The following is an 18,736-nucleotide window of genomic DNA, read 5'->3' as shown; positions in this document are numbered from 1 at the left end:
ATGGAAAGGATCGCTGATGACTTCCGTGCCTGCAGACTATGCAACCGCCAAATCCGGCTGGTGGCATCGCAATCAACAAAGCATGACCCCGCTGTTGCTGTTGTTGCCCGGTGTGCTGTTTTTCCTTTTTTATGTGATCTTTCCGATTTTTCAGTCCTTCAACCTGTCCTTCTATGAATGGGATGGACTGGGAGAGCGGACCTTTGTCGGTTTCTACAATTACGAAGAGCTTTACTGGGATGATGCCTTCTATGTCTCCTTACGCAACAACCTGATTTGGTTGCTGCTCTATTTGCTGGCCATCCCTGCCGGTCTGTTCATTGCCTTGTTTCTCAATCAGACGGTCGTTGGTATCCGGCTGTACAAGTCGCTGTTTTTCTTCCCCTTCGTGATCTCGCAGGTGGTGGTCGGGCTGGTTTTCAGCTGGTTTTATGACCCGACCTTCGGTCTGTTGAATGAAATGCTTGGTTTCTTCGGGTTTGACCCCATCAACGTGCTGGGGGATGAGCGCTATGTAACCTATGGCATCATTGCTGCGGGGCTATGGCCGCAGACGGCCTATTGCATGATCCTTTATCTCACAGGCCTGAATGCCGTGGATCCAGAGCAGATCGAAGCAGGACGGCTCGACGGGGCCAAGGGCGGGAAAATGCTCTGGTATATCATCCTGCCGCAATTGCGTCCCGCAACCTTCATTGCCTTCGTGGTGACGATAATCGGGGCCTTGCGCAGCTTTGACCTGATTTCGGTGATGACCAATGGCGGCCCGTTTGGCGAAAGCCGGGTGCTGGCCTTCTATATGTTTGAAGTGGCCTTGTCGGAATATGGCTTCCGGATGGGATATGGCGCGGCGATTGCCGTGGTGCTGTTCCTGATCATGCTGGTTTATATTTCCTTCTTCCTTTGGAAAATGGCACGTGACGAGAGGGGGGCGTAATGTTTCCGACACCGGTAGAAAAGAAGTCCCGCGCCTATGCCCTGTCCTATCAGGGTTTGTTGCCGATTGCCCTGTTGATGTGGCTTGCTCCCTTGCTGGCGGTTGCGCTGTTCTCGATCAAACCTGACGTGGATTTTGCGCAAGCTAACTATTGGGGCTTGCCATCGAGCACGGACGGATTGGGCAATTATTGGAAGGTCTTCACCGCCTCCGACATGCCACGCTACCTGTTTAACTCGGTCTTCATCACGGTGCCGACGGTGATCGGGGCGGTGGCTTTGTCCTGTATGACGGGTTTTGCGCTGGGCATCTATCGCTTCAAGGGCAATATGTGGGTCTTCTTCATGTTTGTGGCTGGCAATTTCGTGCCATTCCAGATCCTGATGGTGCCGGTGCGCGAATTGACGCTCGATATGGGGCTCTATGACACCAAGACCGGGCTTGTCTTGTTCCACATTGCCTTCCAGACCGGCTTTTGCACCCTCTTCATGCGCAATTTCATTCGCGCCTTGCCCAAGGAGCTGATTGAGGCCGCAAGGGTGGAAGGGGTGACCGAGTTGCAGATTTTCTGGCATGTGGTGCTGCCTTTGATGAAACCGGCCATTGCCGCCCTGTCCGTGCTGATCTTCACCTTCATCTGGAATGATTATTTCTGGGCGGTGGTGCTGACCCAAGGGCCGGATAGCCAGCCGGTAACCGCAGGGATTACCAGCTTCAATGCCCAATATCGGGCGGCCTACAATATGATGAGTGCCGGCTCGCTTGTCGCGGCTCTGCCGCCGGTGGCGATGTTCTTTGCCATGCAGCGCCACTTCATTGCAGGGCTGACCTTGGGCGCAGTCAAATAAGCTCTCAGCCAGCTGCCATTCTGGCAGCTGGCTTTCTCCTTTCCTTTTCCATTTTTTGGCAGGATTTTCTCATGAAACGCTGTTGGCGGCTTGACGATGATCGTCAAAGCCTTGTTTTGGTGTCACGCAATGATCAGTTGGCGGAGGTCGCCTATTGGGGCCGCCGCTTGCCCGATGACGAGGATCTGGAAGGGCTGTATCAGGCGCAAGGCATGGATGTGACCGGTGGCATGCTCGATGAAGTGCCTGCCTTGTCGATCTGCCCGGAAACCAGCCAGACCTTTCCCGGCCAACCGGGGATGATGGTGCGCGCGGCGGATGGGCATCTGCTTGCACCGCGGTTGCGGTTTGTTGCAGCGGATGACAGCGAAGAGGGGGCGCTGAGCCTGACCTTTGCCGACGAGGCGTTGGGTCTCACCTATATCGCCAGCTTTGCTATTGATGCGGGCACCAAGATGATTGTGGCGCGGGCGTCGCTGTCCTCAGGCGCGCCGATCCTTGTTGATTGGTTGGCGGCACCGGTTTTGCCCGGCCCGCAATTGTCCGACGAGATGATCGATTTTTCCGGCCGTTGGTGTGGGGAATTCATGACCAACAGGGTGGCTTGGACCCAAGGTGCCCATCTGCGTGACAATCGCACGGGGCGGTCAGGTCATGAGCATTTTCCCGGCCTGATCGTGCCGCTGACCGGTGCAATCAACACCAGCGGCGAGGCCTATGGCTTTCACTATGGCTGGTCTGGCGGTCATCGTTTGGTGGCGGAAGAAATGCCTGACGGGCGGCGGCAAATCCAGTTTGGCCATGCGGGGGGAAGCTTGCGTGCGCCTGTTACCAGTGCCGAGACCGCGCCCCTCTATTTCACCTATTCTGATGTGGGGTTGAATGGGCTGGCGGTGTCCTTTCAGCGCCATCTTCGCGACAGGGTTTTGACCATGCCGCATCCGGAACGGCCCCGTCCGGTGCATTACAATTGCTGGGAAGCGATCTATTTTGACCATGATGTCGAGGCACTGAAGCAGATTGCCGACCGGGCAGCCGCTCTTGGGGCTGAGCGCTTTGTGCTTGATGACGGCTGGTTTGGGCGGCGTGATGATGACACCAGCTCGCTTGGGGATTGGGTGATTGATCGGCGCAAATATCCCGATGGTTTGACGCCGCTGATCGATCATGTGCAGGGCTTGGGCATGTGCTTTGGCATTTGGTTCGAGCCGGAAATGGTCAATAAGGACTCTGATCTTTATCGCGCCCATCCCGATTGGATGCTGGGGGATGCGGACCAGTTGGCCGGGCGGCAGCAATTTGTGCTCGACATGGCCAAGGATGCGGTGCGCGCCTATTTGTATGACAAGATCGCCGCCATCCTGTCGGACAATGACATCGATTATATCAAGTGGGACCATAATCGGGTGCTGCCTTATCCCGATGCGGACCAGACAGCGGGGATTTATGACCTGCTTGGCCGTCTGAGGGCGGATTTCCCCAGTGTTGAAATTGAAAGCTGTTCGTCGGGTGGCGGGCGGATTGATTTTGGTATTTTGGAACACACCCAGCGGGTCTGGCTGTCGGACAGCAATGACGCGCTGGAGCGGATGCGGATCCAGCATGAAGCGGCTCTGTTCCTGCCGCTGGTGGTGACAGGCTCTCATGTGGGGCCGCGCCATTGCCATACATCCGGGCGGGATCTGGATATCCATTTGCGGGCCTGGGTGGCCGCTCAGCGGCATATGGGCTTTGAGATGGATCCGCGCGAACTGAGCGCGGATGAGGCCGCTTTGCTGACCCGGGTGACCAGCTGGTGGAAGGCCAATCGCGGCTGGCTGGAAAAAGCCGACATTTTGCGGCTCGATCATGGGGATAAAGCGATCTTTGCCGAACAGCAATTGGCCGCCGATGGGGGCCGATTTGTGGTCTTTGCGGGCAAAGCGGGGACTTCAAGGCAGATTTTGCCGCGGCCTCTGCGCTTGACCGGGCTGGAGCCAGAGGCGCACTATCGGCTGACCCTGTTGGATGCAGACCGGGGCGTGCGCCTGTCGCGTGGGACGCCCGCCTTGAAACAAGGACCGATTGAAGTCAGCGGGGCATTTCTGATGCAGCATGGGGTGACGCTGCCTTGGAGCTTCCCCGATGTGATGTGGGTTTTAGAAGGGCAAAGACTATGAGCGATAACAGCGACGACAAAAAGCAGAATCGGCGCAACCGGGCTTGGTATGGCAAACTCGACAAGGATGGTTTCATTCATCGCAGTTGGATGAAAAATCAGGGTTTTCCAGATCATGTGTTTGATGGGCGGCCGGTGATTGGCATTTGCAACACATGGTCGGAGCTAACGCCGTGCAATTCGGGTTTGCGGGATCTGGCTGAAGGGGTGAAACGGGGCGTCTGGGAGGCCGGTGGGTTCCCGGTCGAGTTTCCGGTGATGTCCTTGGGCGAAACCCAGATGAAGCCGACCGCGATGCTGTTTCGCAATCTGTTGTCGATGGATGTGGAGGAAAGCATCCGCGCCTATGGCATGGACGGGGTGGTTCTGCTCGGCGGCTGCGACAAGACCACGCCGGGGCAGCTGATGGGGGCGGCATCGGTGGATTTGCCGACCATTGTCGTCTCGTCCGGCCCGATGCTGAATGGCAAATGGAAGGGCAAGGATATTGGCTCTGGCACCGATGTCTGGAAATTTTCCGAAGCGGTGCGGGCCGGGGAAATGACGCTGAAGGATTTCATGGCGGCGGAATCCGGCATGAGCCGCTCAAAGGGCGTCTGTATGACCATGGGCACCGCCTCGACCATGGCCTCCTTGGTGGAAGCAATGGGTCTGAGCTTGCCGACCAATGCGGCCTTGCCAGCGGTCGATGCCCGCCGGATGGCCTTGGCGCATTTGACCGGCAAGCGGATTGTCGAAATGGTCGAAGAGGGGTTGGTACTCTCCAAGGTGGTCAGTCGGGAAAGCTTTGAGAATGCCATTCTGGCCAATGCAGCGGTCGGTGGTTCGACCAATGCGGTGGTCCATTTGCTGGCGCTGGCAGGCCGGGTCGGGATCGATCTGCGGCTGGAGGATGTGGAGATTGGCAAGGATATTCCGCTGCTGGTCAATTGCATGCCGTCGGGCCAATATCTGATGGAAGATTTCTGCTATGCGGGCGGCATGCCGGTGGTGCTGGACCGTCTGAAAGGCCATTTGCGTCCTGCCATGACGGTGATGGGCAAGGATATCAGCGCCTATGCGGAGGGCGCCGAATGCTACAATGATGATGTGATCCACCCCTATGATGCGCCGGTCAAAGCGGCGGCTGGCTTGCGGATGCTGAAAGGCAATCTGGCGCCGGACGGGGCCATCGTCAAACCGTCAGCCGCAACGGATGCTTTGCTCGAACATGAGGCGGAAGCCTATGTGTTTGAAAGCATCGAAGATATGAAAGCCAATATTGACCGCGAAGATCTGCCCGTCAGCAAGGATACGATCCTTGTGCTAAAGGGCTGTGGGCCGAAGGGTTATCCGGGGATGCCGGAAGTGGGCAATATGCCGATCCCGGCCAAGCTGGTCAAACAAGGGGTACGGGACATGGTGCGGATCAGTGACGCGCGAATGTCTGGCACGGCCTTTGGCACGGTGGTTCTGCATGTGGCCCCAGAGGCGCAGGCTGGGGGGCCGCTGGCTTTGGTCAAGACCGGCGACCAAATCCGGGTCAGTGCCTCGGCAGGGGCCTTGGAGCTGTTGGTCGATGAGGCTGAATTGGCGAAGCGCCGCGCTGCTTGGCAGCCCGATGCACCTCATTATAGCCGCGGCTATGCGCGGCTTTATATCGACCATGTTTTGCAGGCCAATCAGGGGGCCGATCTGGACTTTCTGGTGGGCAAGGATACCCGTCTCGTGACCCGAGAAAGCCACTGAAACACCAACAGGATCAGAAAAATCAGAAGGGTTGGCGGATCTCCCTTGGCAGAGGGGGCCGCCCAACCGGGAAAGAGAGTGACCAATGCATGCAACCTATTCGGATCTTGCGAACCAGTCTGTATTCATCACCGGTGGTGGGTCGGGGATTGGCGCTTATCTGACAGAGGGCTTCTTGCGGCAGGGCTGTAAGGTGGCCTTTGTTCAGCGCTCTGATGCAACCGACTTTTGCGATCGGATGGAACGGGAAACCGGCAACCGGCCTTTGTTCCTGCCATGCGACATTACCGATGTGGGCAAGCTGGAAGGGGCCATTGCGGAGGCCGCCGAAGTCCATGGCGCCATTTCGATCCTTGTCAACAATGCGGCCAATGATGAGCGGCACAGGGCAGAGGATGTGACACAGGACTACTGGGACTGGAATATGTCGCTCAATCTGCGGTCCTACTTCTTTTCCTGCAAGGCGGTGTTTGAGGGCATGCGCCAGCGGGGCGGTGGTTCGATCATCAATTTCTCCTCCATTGCCTATATGATGGGGCATGAGAATCTGACCTGCTACACCACGGCCAATTCGGGCATCAATGGCATGACCCGATCTTTGGCGCGCGAATGGGGCCCTGATGGCGTTCGGGTCAATGCACTGGCTCCGGGCTGGGTGCTGACCCAAAAGCAGAAGGACATGTGGGTGACGCCTGAAGCGCTCGAAAACCATCTGGCGATGCAGTGCCTGAAAGAACCGATCCAGCCTGAAGACATCATCGATGGGGTTCTGTTTCTGGCCTCCAAGACCAGTCGGATGATGACCGGTCAGACTTTGGTGATCGATGGTGGCGTGGTGGTAACAGGATGAGTTTGTCATGGATTGCCGTTGACTGGGGGACAACCCATTTGCGTGCCTGGGGTTTGGATGAGGCAGACAAGGTGCTGTTTCATCGCTCTTCGGAGAGCGGTATGGGTTCACTCACCATGGACGGTTTCGAACCGGCCCTTGCTGATCTGATCGCAGATCAGCTGGCCGGTCACCCCCAACCCGTTGACGTGATTGCCTGCGGCATGGTCGGCTCACGGCAGGGTTGGGTTGAGGCGCCCTATCGTGCCGTGCCTTGCGAACCGCTGGGGGATCTCTATGGGTCGGTCTCCTGTCCAGCATTCCGGGTGCATGTGGTGCCGGGTCTCAAACAGGATCGGTCCGCGGATGTGATGCGCGGCGAAGAGGTGCAGATTGCTGGCTATCTGGCCAAGGACAAGGAGTTCGACGGCGTTTTGTGCCTGCCGGGGACGCACAGCAAATGGGTGCGGATCAGTGCGGGCGAAGTGGTGTCGTTCCAGACGGCGATGACTGGTGAAATGTTCGCGGTGATCGCCAACCATACCGTGCTGAAGCATTCCCTTGGCGAAGAAGGGTTGAATGAGGAGCTGTTTCTGGAGGCTGTATCGGAAGGGATGGCCCATCCGGCACGGCTAACCAGTCGGTTGTTCAGTCTGAGGGCCGAGAGCCTGCTGACTGGCCTGAAAGCTGCAGATGTGCGGGCCCGCCTGTCCGGGCTGTTGATTGGTATGGAACTGGCTGCCACCAAGCCCTATTGGCTGGGACAGCGGATCAGCCTGATCGGGGAGGCCAGCCTTTGCCATCTCTATGACATGGCGCTGAGCGAAGAATGTGTTAAGCCCGAGGTGGAAAATGGCCTCGACATGACTTTGGCAGGCCTGATGGCCGTATACCGACAAAGAGCGCAGAAAAAGGATGAGACAGCATGAGCCGCAATATCATTGCCATTTTGCGCGGGATCGAGCCGTCTGAGGTCGAGACGGCGGGGCAGGGGCTGATCGAAGCCGGGATCACCATGATCGAGGTGCCGCTCAATTCTCCTGACGCTCTGACAAGTGTGAGGCTACTGGCAGGGGCCTATGCGGATCGGGCGCTGATCGGGGCTGGCACCGTGTTGAGTGTTGAAGATGTGGCCGCTGTCGCCAAAGCGGGGGGCAAGCTGGTGGTCTCGCCAGATTGCAATCCGGATGTCATCGCGGTGACCAAGGAATGGGGGCTTCAAAGCTGGCCCGGTGTGATGACGCCGACCGAGGCCTTCACCGCCATTCGGGCGGGGGCGGACGGGTTGAAGCTGTTTCCCGGCTCGCTTGTTGGTTCTGAGGGGCTTAAAGCCATGCGGGCTGTATTGCCGCGCGATGTGCCGGTCTATGCGGTTGGCGGGGCCGGGCCGGAAAATTTTGGAGACTGGGTGGTTGCCGGGGCAGATGGCTTTGGTATTGGAACGGCGCTTTATGTTCCGGGGCGCTCGCCGCAAGATCTGGCCGAAAGAGCCAGACAAGTGGTTGCGGCCTATGATGCGGCGATGGGGTAAGGCACCATAATGGGCAAGGGGAGAAGGCGGATTGAACGCGGATCTATTTGACGATCGCCGATGCAGCCTCGGGGAAGGGCCGCTTTGGCACCCGGAGCGGGGACAGCTCTTCTGGTTTGACATTTTGGCAGGACGATTGCTCACCCGGACCGGGGACGGTCCTGCGGCATGGGACTTTGACCAGATGGTCAGTGCCTGCGGCTGGGTCGATCACGACCATTTGCTGGTGGCCAGCGAAACGAGGCTGTTTTTGTTCAATCTCGTGTCCGGAGCTGAGGAACGGGTCTGCGATCTGGAAGGGGATAATGCTCTGACCCGGTCCAATGACGGTCGCGCCGACCCCTATGGCGGCTTCTGGATTGGCACCATGGGCAAAAAGGGCGAAGATCATGCCGGGGCGATCTATCGCTTTTATCGCGGTGAGCTGCGGCGGCTCTATGACCGGATTTCCATCTCCAATGCCATTTGCTTTGCGCCCGATGGCCGACATGCCTATTTCACCGATACGCGCACCCAGCGTTTGATGCGGGTGGCGCTGGATGGGGAAGGTTGGCCAGCGGCTGAGGCGGACTGTTTCATTGACTTTCGCGCTGATGATCTCGACCCGGACGGGGCGGTTGTGGACGCGGTGGGCAATTTGTGGGTGGCTCAATGGGGGGCGTCACGCGTGGCAGTCTATGGCCCGGACGGAGACTTTCTGTTTGCTGAAGCCTTTGGCGCACCCCATCTTACTTGTCCGGCCTTTGGCGGGCGCGAAGGGCAGACACTTTATGTGACCTCGGCCCGCTGCGAGCTGGATGAGGCGGGCATCGCTCAGCATCCACTGGCTGGATCGGTCTTCCAGCGCGATGTCACGTTAAAGGGGCAGAGAGAACACAAGGTGCAGCTATGACAAAATCGATTGAAGGTTTGAAGGCGTTCCAGCGGTCTCTGGGCGTTTGCTATTATCCCGAACAGTGGGACCGTTCCGTGTGGCAGGAAGATGCCCGTCGGATGGTGGAGGCGGGCATCAAATGGGTGCGGATCGGCGAATTCGCCTGGTCCCGGCTGGAGCCTCAACCGGACAAGATGGTCTGGGACTGGCTGGATGACGCAATCGAGATATTGGGGGCGGCGGGACTGAAGGTAGTGCTGGGCACGCCGAGCGCCACGCCGCCGCGCTGGATGATCGATTGTTATCCCGACATGTTGGCGGTGGATGAAAAGGGCCAGCCGCGCAAGTTCGGATCGCGGCGCCATTATTGCTTTTCCCATGCAGGCTATCGACGCGAGGCGGTGCGGATGGCGCGCCTGATGGGCGAACGCTATGGTCGCAACCCGCATGTGGCGGCGTGGCAGATCGACAATGAATATGGTTGCCATGATACGATTCTGTCCTATTCCAACGCTGCCCAAGTGGGGTTCCGCGATTGGTTGAGCCAGCTTTATGGCAGCATTGCTGTGCTCAATGAGGCGTGGGGCAATGTTTTCTGGTCGATGGACTATGACAGCTTCAAGCAGATCGAACTGCCCAACATGACTGTCACCGAGCCCAATCCGTCCCACGTGATGGCCTTTCGGCGGTTCTCGTCCGATCAGGTTGTTCGGTTCAACAAGGAGCAGGCCGACGCTTTGCGTGAGCTGACCGACGCGCCGCTGATCCATAATTATATGGGCCGGGTGACCGAGTTTGATCATTATGATGTTGGTTTGGATCTCGATATTGCCAGTTGGGACAGCTATCCGATTGGTTTCCTGTCAGATCGTCTGGAGGAAAGTGAAGACCACAAGCTGCGGTTCCTGAGGCAAGGCGACCCTGACTTTCAGGCCTTCCATCACGATCTTTACCGTGCCGTTGGCAAGGGGCGCTGGTGGGTGATGGAACAGCAGCCCGGCCCGGTTAATTGGGCCCCGTTCAATCCTGCACCGCTGGATGGCATGGTGCGGCTTTGGAGTTGGGAAGCCTTTGCCCATGGGGCCGAAGTGGTGAGTTATTTCCGCTGGCGGCAAGCGCCCTTTGCTCAGGAGCAGATGCACACCGCCTTGCTGCGCCCGGATCATGTGGAAGCCCGTGGCCTTTTAGAAGCACGGCAGGTCGCCGCAGAGATTGCGGCCGATGAGGCCTTGCAGGCACCGGCCATCGTGCAGGCCCCGGTGGCGCTGATTTTTGACTATCCGTCGCAATGGGCGTGGGATACCCAGCCACAGGGTGCGGATTTCGACTATTTCCGACTGGTGTTCGAGACCTATCGTGCCTTGCGGGCCTTGGGATTGTCGGTTGATATTCTGCCCAAGCGCGGCAATCTGACGGGTTACAAGCTCATTCTGGCGCCGGGCCTGATGACCCTTGAAGGGTTGGCTTTGTCGTCGACAGATGCGACGGTTATTCTCGGGCCGCGCAGCGGGGTTAAAACCGAAGAATTGACGTTCCCGATGCCATTGGGCCCCAATCTGGTGGGGCTTGATTGCACCGTCAGCCTGACCCAGAGCCTGCCCCCATCAGTGGCAGTTCCGCTGGATATCTGCGGCCATGGGGGGCGGTGGCTAGAAAGCCTTGAAGGCGATTTCGAGGTGGTGGCCAAAACGCAATCCGGTGAAGCGGTTTTGGTGAAGAATGATGGCAAATGGCACTATCTGTCGATCTGGCCGGATGCGGATGCCTGGCGGGCAATCCTGACACCGCTTTGCGCCGCTGAAGGTATCGAGACTGTCGCCCTGCCAGACGGCGTGCGACTGCGTGATACGGCGAACCACCGCTTTGTCTTCAACTATAATCCCGAGCCGGTGAAATGGGGCGGCGAGACAATCCCCGCCGCCGGTGTGAGCTGGAAAAAGCGCTGAAGGATCAACGCAAAGAAGGCTTATTGCCCCGCCTCATAGAATGGGCGCGGGGCTTGATTGCCGGGTAACCCGAAAGCATAGACCGTGTAGCGGGCTTTCGGGTCATAGCCCATGCCAAGGGAGCCCATCGGCATGCCCGGAGTGGCGATGCCACGGACCTTCGGTCTCTCCTTTAGCAGTTTGGCCAGAGCCTCAAGGGGCACATGGCCTTCCACCACATAGCCATCGATGATGGCCGTGTGACAGGCCTCCATCTCTTCGGGTACGCTGAATTGCTGCTTGGCCCAGTCGAGATCATCAATATTGTTGGTCTCGATTTGGTATCCGGCTTTTTCAAGAGCCGCAGCCCAGTCGCCGCAGCAGCCGCATGAAGCGGATTTATAGACGGTGACTTTGGGGCCTTCTGCTGCGTGAGAAGATAGCGGCAAAAGCAGGCTCGATGCCAGAAAGACCGCTTGGGTGATGGGTTTGAGGAACATGACTAACTCCATATTGTTCAACTTATGAGAATGGCAACAGGCTGCCGCGATGTCATCTTTCAACAGACAAGGAGGAGCCGGTCACTGTTGGGGGAGTGTTGTCACGAAATGGGTGGGTCGTCCGGTGGCTGCAGGAAAATGGCCAACAGGTGATGGTCGCTGAAGGTCGCCATAGGTGTGTGACGCAGATCTCTGAAGACTTGCATTGCGGGATGAAGGAAGCAGCAGGCATGAAAGCTGCAATCCCCGGCAGGATCCGGGTCACAGTCTGACATGGGACAATCCGGGCAAGGCATTGGCTGTTGGCTGGCTGTCTGGTCATCTGAAACAGCATGGTGCTCGATGATGCTTTTCACCATGGAGGTGATGCTTTCATGCGGAAGACTCTGAAAGGGCGCAGCCAAAAGGGTGGCGGCGCTCATCGGCACCACAAGCAGAAACAGCATCAATACTATCACGGTCTTGCGCAAGAAGGGCTTCCCTTGGTCTGTTCTTGATACCCACTGTCGGTGCTCCGACGGGTCGATGTCAAGGCGCAACAGGTCGCTTCGTTTATCCGTTGTAAATAGGGCAAGATGGTGGTTCTGTGTTTTGAAAGACCAATCAATAATCAAGGTGAGGAGGCGTGCGATGAAGTTGTTCCGATTTGGGCCAAGAGGGGCTGCGAAACCGGGGATGCTGGATGCCGAGGGGCGGGGCAGGGACCTGTCTTCGGTGATTCCGGATCTGGGGCCGGATCAGCTGTCCGACGAGGCTTTGGCGCGGTTGGCGGCTTTGGATCCAACCATGTTCCCAATGCTGCCGGATGACGTGCGGTATGATGCCTGCATTGCAGATAGCCAACGCTTTTTCTGCATTGGGCTGAATTACTCCGATCACGCAGCAGAAGCCGGCATGGCGATTCCTGACTTTCCGATCCTGTTTACCAAGGTGTGCGAAGCGACCGGGGCAAATGATCCGGTAACGATCCCCAAAGGCTCGACCAAGACCGATTGGGAGGTGGAACTGGGGGTGATCATCGGGACGGGCGGCGCGCATATTGCACTGGAAGACGCCTTGTCTCACGTGGCAGGCTATTGCGTGGTCAATGATCTCTCTGAACGCGCTTTCCAGATTGAACATGGCGGACAATGGGTGAAGGGCAAGTCCTGCGAAGGCTTTGGTCCGATCGGCCCCTATATGGTGACCCGTGATGAAATCCCGGATCCTCAAAAGCTTGACCTTTGGCTTGATGTCAATGGCGAGCGGATGCAGACCGGCAATACGGAAAAGATGATTTTCCCGGTGGCCGAGATCATTGCCCATCTGTCGACCTTCTTTCCCTTGCGGGCGGGGGATGTGATCACCACCGGTACCCCTCCGGGCGTTGGTATGGGCATGTCTCCACCGTGTTATCTCAAAGCCGGTGATGAAGTGCGGCTTGGGGTCGAAGGACTTGGCGAGCAGGTGCAACAGTTTGTGGCGTTTGACGGATAGAGGCCCTTTAAGGGGAGATTTTCAAAAAAAGCGAAACAATGCTTCAGGGCTGAAAGGCCATGAAGCTGGTTGGAAAATGCGGCAAGACAGGGTTTTATCATGGAAAGCCCTGTCTTTGCATTTGGTTGGCAAGATAGGGCGTCAAGATGAGCGCGTCACTTCTGTTGCAGACTGGAGCGCTCGAAATGCCTTTCGGGAGGTCCCCCCATGTCCGTCAAACCCTATTATTCACCGCAGGGTGGTCTGCCTGCACAAACCGATCTGCTGACGGATCGGGCGGTCTTTACCGACGCCTATGCGGTCATTCCCAAAGGCACCATGCGGGATATTGTCTGTAGCAAGCTGCCCTTCTGGACCGGCATGCGGATGTGGGTGCTGGCGCGGCCGCTGACCGGCTTTGCCGAAACCTTTTCCCACTATATCGTTGAGCTGGAACCGCAAGGAGGCAGTGATCAGCCCGAGACCAACAAAGCCGCTCAGGCTGGAATATTTTGCACCAGCGGGGCGCTTTCCCTGACCATTGATGGCGTGAAGCACAGTGTGAAGGAAGGGGACTTTGCCTATATTCCGTGTGAATCAGACTGGTCGATTGTCAACGAGGCAGCGGACGTGGCGGTGTTCCACTGGATTCGCAAGGCCTATCAGGCCGTCGCCGGGGTGGACAAGCCCGAGGCCTTTGTCGCCAGCGAGCGGGATATCGCACCAACGCCGATGCCGGATACGGACGGCAAATGGGCAACAACGCGTTTTGTCGATCCCGATGACATGCGCCACGACATGCATATCACCATTGTCACGTTCGAGCCGGGGGGCGTTATTCCTTTTGCTGAGACCCATGTGATGGAGCATGGCCTTTATGTGCTTGAAGGAAAAGCGGTTTATCGGCTCAATCAGGACTGGGTCGAGGTCGAGGCTGGCGACTATATGTGGCTGCGTGCCTTTTGTCCTCAGGCCTGTTATGCCGGTGGCCCGGGCAAATTCCGCTATTTGCTCTACAAGGATGTGAACCGGCACATGACCTTTCTTTGATGCCTAATCGGCATCGTTTAAGGGCTTTTTGTTCGCTATTATTTGCATTATCCTAAAGCTGTCATTACTTTTTCAGCATATCCGGACAAGTGCGCATAGAATAGGGTTGAAGATGCCCAAGGAATGGTCAGAGCCGATGACTGCTGAATTGTTGGGCTGAGCGTGTCGTGGATGCATGATCTCTGTTGGTCGCGACACACTTGAAGTGGGTCAGCAAAAGGAACCGACGATGCCTACCATCCGCAGGACATTACGATTTTGGCTCAATGATCAACTCGAAGAGCTTGATGCGGTCGCACCGGACACCACTTTGCTTGATCACTTGCGCTTGACGCGTCGGCTGATCGGCTCGAAGGAAGGCTGTGCCGAGGGGGATTGTGGCGCCTGCACGGTTTTGGTCGGGCGGCTTCATCAGGGCCAGTTGATCTATGAGACGGTCAATGCCTGCATCCGTTTCCTGCCCTCGCTCGATGGCTGCCATGTGGTAACGATTGAAGCTTTGCGTGGGGTTGATGGTGGTCTGCATCCGGTGCAGCAGGCGATGGTCGATCATCACGGTTCCCAATGCGGTTTTTGCACGCCCGGCTTTGTCATGGCGCTCTATGCTCTCTGGATGGAAAATCCAAGGCCTGACCGTCGGGCGGTGGACGTGGCCTTGCAGGGCAATCTATGTCGCTGCACTGGCTATCAACCGATCCTCAAGGCTGCGGCGGCCATATCTGACTATGGCAATCCGGGCAGCGACTGGTTGCTGGCAGAGCGTGAGCGCAATGTGGTGCGGCTGGGGGCGTTGCGGGATGAGGCACGGGTTGAGCTGACTGTTGGGGGACAACGCGCAATCCTGCCCGCTTCGCTTGATGATCTGGCGGCCGTGCGCCTCGAAGAGCCTGAGGCGACGATTGTCGCGGGTGGCACCGATGTCGGTCTGTGGGTCACCAAGCATCTGAAACGGTTGGATACGGTTCTTTTTCTCACCCGGCTTGACGGTCTTAAAAGCATTGCTGAACAGGATGGCCAATTGGTGATCGGCGCCGGGGTCAGTTACAGCGAAGCCATGGAGGCGGTGGCTGCCCATTTTCCACATCTTGAGGATTTCTGGAGCCGAATTGCCGGGCCTCAGATCCGCAATATGGGCACGATTGGCGGCAACATTGCCAATGGCTCGCCAATTGGCGACCTGCCGCCTGTCTTCATCGCGCTGGGAGCGGAGCTGGTGTTGCGGCGTGGTTCTGATCAAAGGGTGCTGCCACTTGAGGATTTCTTTATTGATTATGGCAAGCAGGATCGTCAGGCGGGCGATTTTGTCGAGGCGGTGCGCCTGCCTTTGCCCAAGGCCAGCAGCCTCAATGCCGCCTACAAGATTTCCAAACGCCGGGATGAGGATATTTCCACCGTCTGCATGGGCGTGCATGTGCGCGTTGGCAATGGTGTGATTGAAGAAGCCCGGATTGCGCTTGGAGGCATGGCGGCGACGCCGAAGCGGGCGATAACAGCCGAAGGCTTGCTGGTTGGGCAGCCTTTCTGCGAGATGAGCCTGATGGCTGCGTCGAAAACACTGCCGGTGGATTTTTCGCCCATTTCCGATTGGCGGGCCAGTGCTGACTATCGGATGAAAGTGGCGCAAAATCTGTTCCGCCGCTTCTGGATGGAGCATGGTGTGAATGATGCAAGTGGGGTGGCAGCAGAATGAAACAGGATGTCTCGAAAGCCACGGCCATCAAGGGTGGCGTGCATCAGAATATCAAGCATGATTCCGCTGACAAGCATGTCCGCGGGCGGGCGGATTATACCGATGATCTGGCAGAGCCGATCGGCACCTTGCATGGCTATTTCGGTGTCAGCGAGCGGGCCCATGCCCGGCTCCTGTCGCTGGATCTTGCCCCCTGCCTTGCGGTTAAAGGCGTGGTCGGGGTGATCACCGCTGAGGACATTCCCGGTATCAATGATATCAGTCCCAATCATCTCGATGATGAGCCGGTCTTCCCGACCGATGTCTGCTCCTATTGGGGGCAGCCCTTGTTTGCCGTGATTGCCGAGAGCCGCGACATTGCCCGCCGCGCGGCGATGCTGGCAGAGGTGCAATATGAAGATTTGCCCCATGTGACCGACGCCTTGGCAGCCAAGGAAGCGTGCGGGACCTATGTGGCCAAGCCGATGACGCTGAAGCGTGGTGATGCGGACCGGGCGCTTGAGGCTGCGCCAAGGCGGCTCAAGGGCCAAATGCGGATGGGCGGGCAGGATCATATGTATCTGGAAGGCCAGATTGCCTTTGCCCTGCCGGGCGAAGATGAAGATGTTCTGGTTCATGCCTCGACCCAGCATCCGAGCGAAGCCCAGCATATGGTGGCCCGCGTGCTCGGTGTGCCATCTCACTCGGTGACCATTCAGGTCAGGCGGATGGGTGGTGGCTTTGGCGGCAAGGAAACGCAGATGAATATCTTCTGCGCGATTGCTGCGCTGGCTGCGAAAAAATGGAACCGTCCGGTCAAACTGCGTCCGGATCGGGACCTCGATATGACCGCGACCGGCAAACGCCATGATTTCATTGTCGATTATGAGGTGGGCTTTGACGAAGACGGGCGGATTGAGGCGGTGCGGGGGGACTATATTGCTCGCTGCGGCTATTCTTCCGACCTGTCCGGGCCGGTCACCGACCGGGCTCTGTTCCATGCAGACAATGCCTATTTCTACCCCCATGTGCGGCTGGATTCTCATCCGATGAAGACCAACACCGTCTCCAACACGGCCTTTCGCGGCTTTGGTGGGCCGCAAGGGGTGATTGCCGCCGAGCGGATCATCGAAGAGGTGGCTTATGCCGTCGGTAAGGACCCGCTAGAGGTGCGCAAGGCCAATTTTTACGGCGGGCCGGGGCGCGATGTGACGCCTTATCATCAGGTGGTGGAAGACAATATCCTTGAGCGGCTGGTGGGCGAGCTCGAAGGCCGGGCCGACTATCAGGCGCGGCGCGCGGCCGTGATTGCCTTTAACCACGAGGCCGTCGCCAAAGGACAGATCGAGCGCAAGGGGATTGCCTTAACACCGGTCAAGTTCGGGGTGTCCTTCACCGCCACCTGGTATAATCAGGCGGGCAGTTTGCTGCATATCTATACCGATGGCTCAATCCAGCTCAATCACGGTGGCACCGAGATGGGGCAGGGGCTGAATGTCAAGGTGGCACAGGTGGTGGCCGATGCCTTTCAGGTGGACCTTGAGCGGATCAAGATCACCCGCACGGCAACCGACAAGGTGCCCAACACATCGGCGACGGCGGCGTCTTCCGGCACCGATTTGAATGGCATGGCGGCGCTCGATGCCGCCGAGCAGATCAAGGCGCGGCTGATCGCCTTTGCGGCGGAGAAATGGTCTGTCAGCGAAAAAGACATCCAGTTTTTGCCGAACCGGGTGCGGATTGGCGATGAGGAACTGGCCTTCGATGCTCTGATCAAGGAAGCCTATTTGGCGCGGGTGCAATTGTCCGCTGCCGGATTCTATAAGACGCCGAAAATCCACTGGGATCGCGAAAAGGGGGAAGGGCGGCCCTTCCTCTATTTTGCCTATGGGGCGGCAGTCTCGGAAGTGACAATAGATACACTGACTGGTGAATATCGGGTCGAGCGTGCTGACATTCTTCATGATGTCGGCAAGTCGCTCAATCCGGTGCTTGATATCGGTCAGGTCGAAGGGGCCTTCGTGCAGGGGATGGGCTGGCTAACCACGGAAGAGCTGTGGTGGGATGATGCCGGGAGGCTTCGCACCCATGCGCCATCGACCTATAAAATCCCGCTGGCGAGCGATATCCCAGCCATTTTCAATGTCTCGCTGGCCGACTGGTCAGAGAATCAAGAACGCACCATCAAGCGCTCCAAGGCGGTTGGTGAGCCACCTTTTATGCTGGCGGCATCCGTGTTGGAGGCCTTGTCGATGGCGGTGGCCAGTGTGGCAGACTATGGCCAATGCCCAAGGCTTGATGCACCTGCGACGCCGGAACGGATTCTGATGGCCGTAGACAGGTTGCAAGATTATGCAGGAGACGAAGATGGCTAAGACGCTGCATGACTTCCTCGATCAGCACCGAGATGTGGTGCGTGTGGTGCTTGATGATCTGGTCGGGTCATCGCCGCGTGAGGTGGGGGCGGACATCTTTGTCTCACCCACAGGGCAGTGGGGGACGATTGGCGGCGGACAGCTGGAATATCTGGCGATTGACGAAGCACGAAGGATGTTGCGGCAGGGGCAGGGGACGGTTCAGCTTGACATCCCCTTGGGGCCTGATATCGGCCAGTGCTGCGGTGGTCGGGTGCGCTTGGTCTTTCAAAGGGTTGATGAAGCGGCCCGTTCTGCTGCCTTGCAAGAGCAGGCGCAGCGGGCGCAAGCTGAACCCCAGATTTATATTTTTGGTGCTGGCCATGTGGGCCGGGCTTTGGCCTCTGCCTTGGCTTTGCTGCCCTACCATCCAATCGTCATTGACAGCCGGGCCGAGGAACTGGCCTTGCTGGAGGCTGATGTCGAGCAAAGGCTCTCCGCCTTGCCGGAAGGGGGCGTGCGCACCGCGCGGCCAGGCAGCATTTTCCTCATTCTCACCCATGATCATGCCCTTGACTTCCTGTTGGCGCGCGAAGCCCTGTTGCGCGGCGACGCGCTTTATGTCGGGATGATCGGTTCGAAGACCAAGCGGGGGACCTTCTCCAACTGGCTAAGGCGGGAATTTGGATCTGATGCGGATTGGATGCTGGAAGATTTTGTCTGCCCGATTGGGGCGGGTGGCTCGCACGACAAACGGCCTGCCGTCATTGCGGCGATGGTGGCGGCGGAATTGCTGATCTTGCAGGATATGCGGGCCAGCATCGCGGTGGCGGATCATCCAGTTTAAACAATCTCACTCAAAGAAAAGGCCCGCCTGA

The 18,736-nt window shown here is 57.9% G+C and carries 16 protein-coding genes; 14 read left to right on the top strand and 2 right to left on the bottom strand.

The window, feature by feature from the left end; genetic code table 11:
- The first annotated feature begins 16 nt into the window (after window positions 1-16).
- From DSD30_RS09190 to DSD30_RS09150, 9 genes are all read left to right on the top strand, one after another.
- On the top strand, window positions 17-937 hold the full coding sequence (locus DSD30_RS09190; protein ID WP_114009323.1) for a carbohydrate ABC transporter permease: 921 nt from the start codon (window positions 17-19) through the stop codon (window positions 935-937).
- A complete protein-coding gene (locus DSD30_RS09185; RefSeq protein WP_114009322.1) occupies window positions 937-1,785 on the top strand; it encodes a carbohydrate ABC transporter permease in 849 nt (282 codons plus the stop codon). The genes DSD30_RS09190 and DSD30_RS09185 overlap by 1 nt, the downstream gene beginning before the upstream one ends.
- 71 nt (window positions 1,786-1,856) lie before the next feature.
- Window positions 1,857-3,944 carry an alpha-galactosidase gene (locus tag DSD30_RS09180; RefSeq protein ID WP_114009321.1) on the top strand — a complete coding sequence of 696 codons (2,088 nt, stop codon included), beginning with the start codon at window positions 1,857-1,859 and terminating at the stop codon, window positions 3,942-3,944.
- Window positions 3,941-5,671, top strand: a complete 1,731-nt coding sequence (locus tag DSD30_RS09175) for an IlvD/Edd family dehydratase (RefSeq protein WP_114009320.1) — start codon at window positions 3,941-3,943, stop codon at window positions 5,669-5,671. Before DSD30_RS09180 ends, DSD30_RS09175 begins: the two co-directional genes overlap by 4 nt.
- Window positions 5,672-5,756: 85 nt before the next feature.
- The gene (locus tag DSD30_RS09170; protein ID WP_114009319.1) at window positions 5,757-6,521 is read left to right on the top strand and encodes an SDR family NAD(P)-dependent oxidoreductase; all 765 of its coding nucleotides are present in this window, start codon (window positions 5,757-5,759) and stop codon (window positions 6,519-6,521) included.
- Window positions 6,518-7,429: a 2-dehydro-3-deoxygalactonokinase gene (locus tag DSD30_RS09165; protein ID WP_114009318.1), complete on the top strand. Its 912-nt coding sequence runs from the start codon at window positions 6,518-6,520 to the stop codon at window positions 7,427-7,429. The genes DSD30_RS09170 and DSD30_RS09165 overlap by 4 nt, the downstream gene beginning before the upstream one ends.
- Window positions 7,426-8,031, top strand: coding sequence for a 2-dehydro-3-deoxy-6-phosphogalactonate aldolase (locus DSD30_RS09160; protein WP_114009317.1), 606 nt, complete (start codon window positions 7,426-7,428; stop codon window positions 8,029-8,031). The genes DSD30_RS09165 and DSD30_RS09160 overlap by 4 nt, the downstream gene beginning before the upstream one ends.
- Window positions 8,032-8,062: 31 nt before the next feature.
- Complete coding sequence (locus DSD30_RS09155) at window positions 8,063-8,923, top strand: SMP-30/gluconolactonase/LRE family protein (protein ID WP_114009316.1); 861 nt, start codon at window positions 8,063-8,065, stop codon at window positions 8,921-8,923.
- Window positions 8,920-10,851, top strand: a complete 1,932-nt coding sequence (locus tag DSD30_RS09150; protein WP_114009315.1) for a beta-galactosidase — start codon at window positions 8,920-8,922, stop codon at window positions 10,849-10,851. Before DSD30_RS09155 ends, DSD30_RS09150 begins: the two co-directional genes overlap by 4 nt.
- A 20-nt stretch (window positions 10,852-10,871) precedes the next feature.
- On the opposite strand, the gene DSD30_RS09145 is transcribed toward DSD30_RS09150, so the two are convergent.
- Both DSD30_RS09145 and DSD30_RS09140 read right to left on the bottom strand, forming a co-directional pair.
- Complete coding sequence (locus tag DSD30_RS09145) at window positions 10,872-11,330, bottom strand: DUF411 domain-containing protein (RefSeq protein WP_114009314.1); 459 nt, start codon at window positions 11,328-11,330, stop codon at window positions 10,872-10,874.
- A 101-nt stretch (window positions 11,331-11,431) separates the two neighbouring features.
- Window positions 11,432-11,800 carry a hypothetical protein gene (locus DSD30_RS09140; RefSeq protein ID WP_198662883.1) on the bottom strand — a complete coding sequence of 123 codons (369 nt, stop codon included), beginning with the start codon at window positions 11,798-11,800 and terminating at the stop codon, window positions 11,432-11,434.
- A gap of 160 nt (window positions 11,801-11,960) precedes the next feature.
- Between DSD30_RS09140 and DSD30_RS09135 the strand changes: the two genes are divergently transcribed.
- The 5 genes from DSD30_RS09135 (at window position 11,961) to xdhC (ending at window position 18,705) form a co-directional block, all read left to right on the top strand.
- Window positions 11,961-12,806: a fumarylacetoacetate hydrolase family protein gene (locus DSD30_RS09135; protein ID WP_114009312.1), complete on the top strand. Its 846-nt coding sequence runs from the start codon at window positions 11,961-11,963 to the stop codon at window positions 12,804-12,806.
- Between the two features lie 207 nt (window positions 12,807-13,013).
- Window positions 13,014-13,835 carry a bifunctional allantoicase/(S)-ureidoglycine aminohydrolase gene (locus DSD30_RS09130; RefSeq protein ID WP_114009311.1) on the top strand — a complete coding sequence of 274 codons (822 nt, stop codon included), beginning with the start codon at window positions 13,014-13,016 and terminating at the stop codon, window positions 13,833-13,835.
- A gap of 229 nt (window positions 13,836-14,064) precedes the next feature.
- Window positions 14,065-15,525 carry a xanthine dehydrogenase small subunit gene (gene xdhA, locus DSD30_RS09125; protein ID WP_114009310.1) on the top strand — a complete coding sequence of 487 codons (1,461 nt, stop codon included), beginning with the start codon at window positions 14,065-14,067 and terminating at the stop codon, window positions 15,523-15,525.
- Window positions 15,522-17,879, top strand: coding sequence for a xanthine dehydrogenase molybdopterin binding subunit (gene xdhB, locus DSD30_RS09120; RefSeq protein ID WP_114009309.1), 2,358 nt, complete (start codon window positions 15,522-15,524; stop codon window positions 17,877-17,879). Before xdhA ends, xdhB begins: the two co-directional genes overlap by 4 nt.
- Entirely contained in the window at window positions 17,872-18,705 is an 834-nt protein-coding gene (gene xdhC, locus DSD30_RS09115; RefSeq protein WP_114009308.1) for a xanthine dehydrogenase accessory protein XdhC, read from the top strand. The genes xdhB and xdhC overlap by 8 nt, the downstream gene beginning before the upstream one ends.
- Window positions 18,706-18,736: the final 31 nt, after the last annotated feature.

This window comes from Cohaesibacter intestini (genome assembly GCF_003324485.1).
Classification (GTDB): Bacteria; Pseudomonadota; Alphaproteobacteria; order Rhizobiales; family Cohaesibacteraceae; genus Cohaesibacter; species Cohaesibacter intestini.
This window is presented reverse-complemented; position numbering and strand designations above follow the sequence as displayed.

What these genes read in the sequence shown, in the direction of transcription:
- DSD30_RS09135 (WP_114009312.1), top strand. Translation starts at nt 11,961, where the DNA reads ATGAAGTTGTTCCGATTTGGGCCAAGAGGGGCTGCGAAACCGGGGATG.
- DSD30_RS09170 (WP_114009319.1), top strand. Translation starts at nt 5,757, where the DNA reads ATGCATGCAACCTATTCGGATCTTGCGAACCAGTCTGTATTCATCACC.
- DSD30_RS09175 (WP_114009320.1), top strand. Translation starts at nt 3,941, where the DNA reads ATGAGCGATAACAGCGACGACAAAAAGCAGAATCGGCGCAACCGGGCT.
- DSD30_RS09185 (WP_114009322.1), top strand. Translation starts at nt 937, where the DNA reads ATGTTTCCGACACCGGTAGAAAAGAAGTCCCGCGCCTATGCCCTGTCC.
- DSD30_RS09145 (WP_114009314.1), bottom strand. Translation starts at nt 11,330, where the DNA reads ATGTTCCTCAAACCCATCACCCAAGCGGTCTTTCTGGCATCGAGCCTG.
- xdhC (WP_114009308.1), top strand. Translation starts at nt 17,872, where the DNA reads ATGGCTAAGACGCTGCATGACTTCCTCGATCAGCACCGAGATGTGGTG.
- DSD30_RS09160 (WP_114009317.1), top strand. Translation starts at nt 7,426, where the DNA reads ATGAGCCGCAATATCATTGCCATTTTGCGCGGGATCGAGCCGTCTGAG.
- DSD30_RS09190 (WP_114009323.1), top strand. Translation starts at nt 17, where the DNA reads ATGACTTCCGTGCCTGCAGACTATGCAACCGCCAAATCCGGCTGGTGG.
- xdhA (WP_114009310.1), top strand. Translation starts at nt 14,065, where the DNA reads ATGCCTACCATCCGCAGGACATTACGATTTTGGCTCAATGATCAACTC.
- DSD30_RS09150 (WP_114009315.1), top strand. Translation starts at nt 8,920, where the DNA reads ATGACAAAATCGATTGAAGGTTTGAAGGCGTTCCAGCGGTCTCTGGGC.
- DSD30_RS09165 (WP_114009318.1), top strand. Translation starts at nt 6,518, where the DNA reads ATGAGTTTGTCATGGATTGCCGTTGACTGGGGGACAACCCATTTGCGT.
- DSD30_RS09180 (WP_114009321.1), top strand. Translation starts at nt 1,857, where the DNA reads ATGAAACGCTGTTGGCGGCTTGACGATGATCGTCAAAGCCTTGTTTTG.
- DSD30_RS09130 (WP_114009311.1), top strand. Translation starts at nt 13,014, where the DNA reads ATGTCCGTCAAACCCTATTATTCACCGCAGGGTGGTCTGCCTGCACAA.
- xdhB (WP_114009309.1), top strand. Translation starts at nt 15,522, where the DNA reads ATGAAACAGGATGTCTCGAAAGCCACGGCCATCAAGGGTGGCGTGCAT.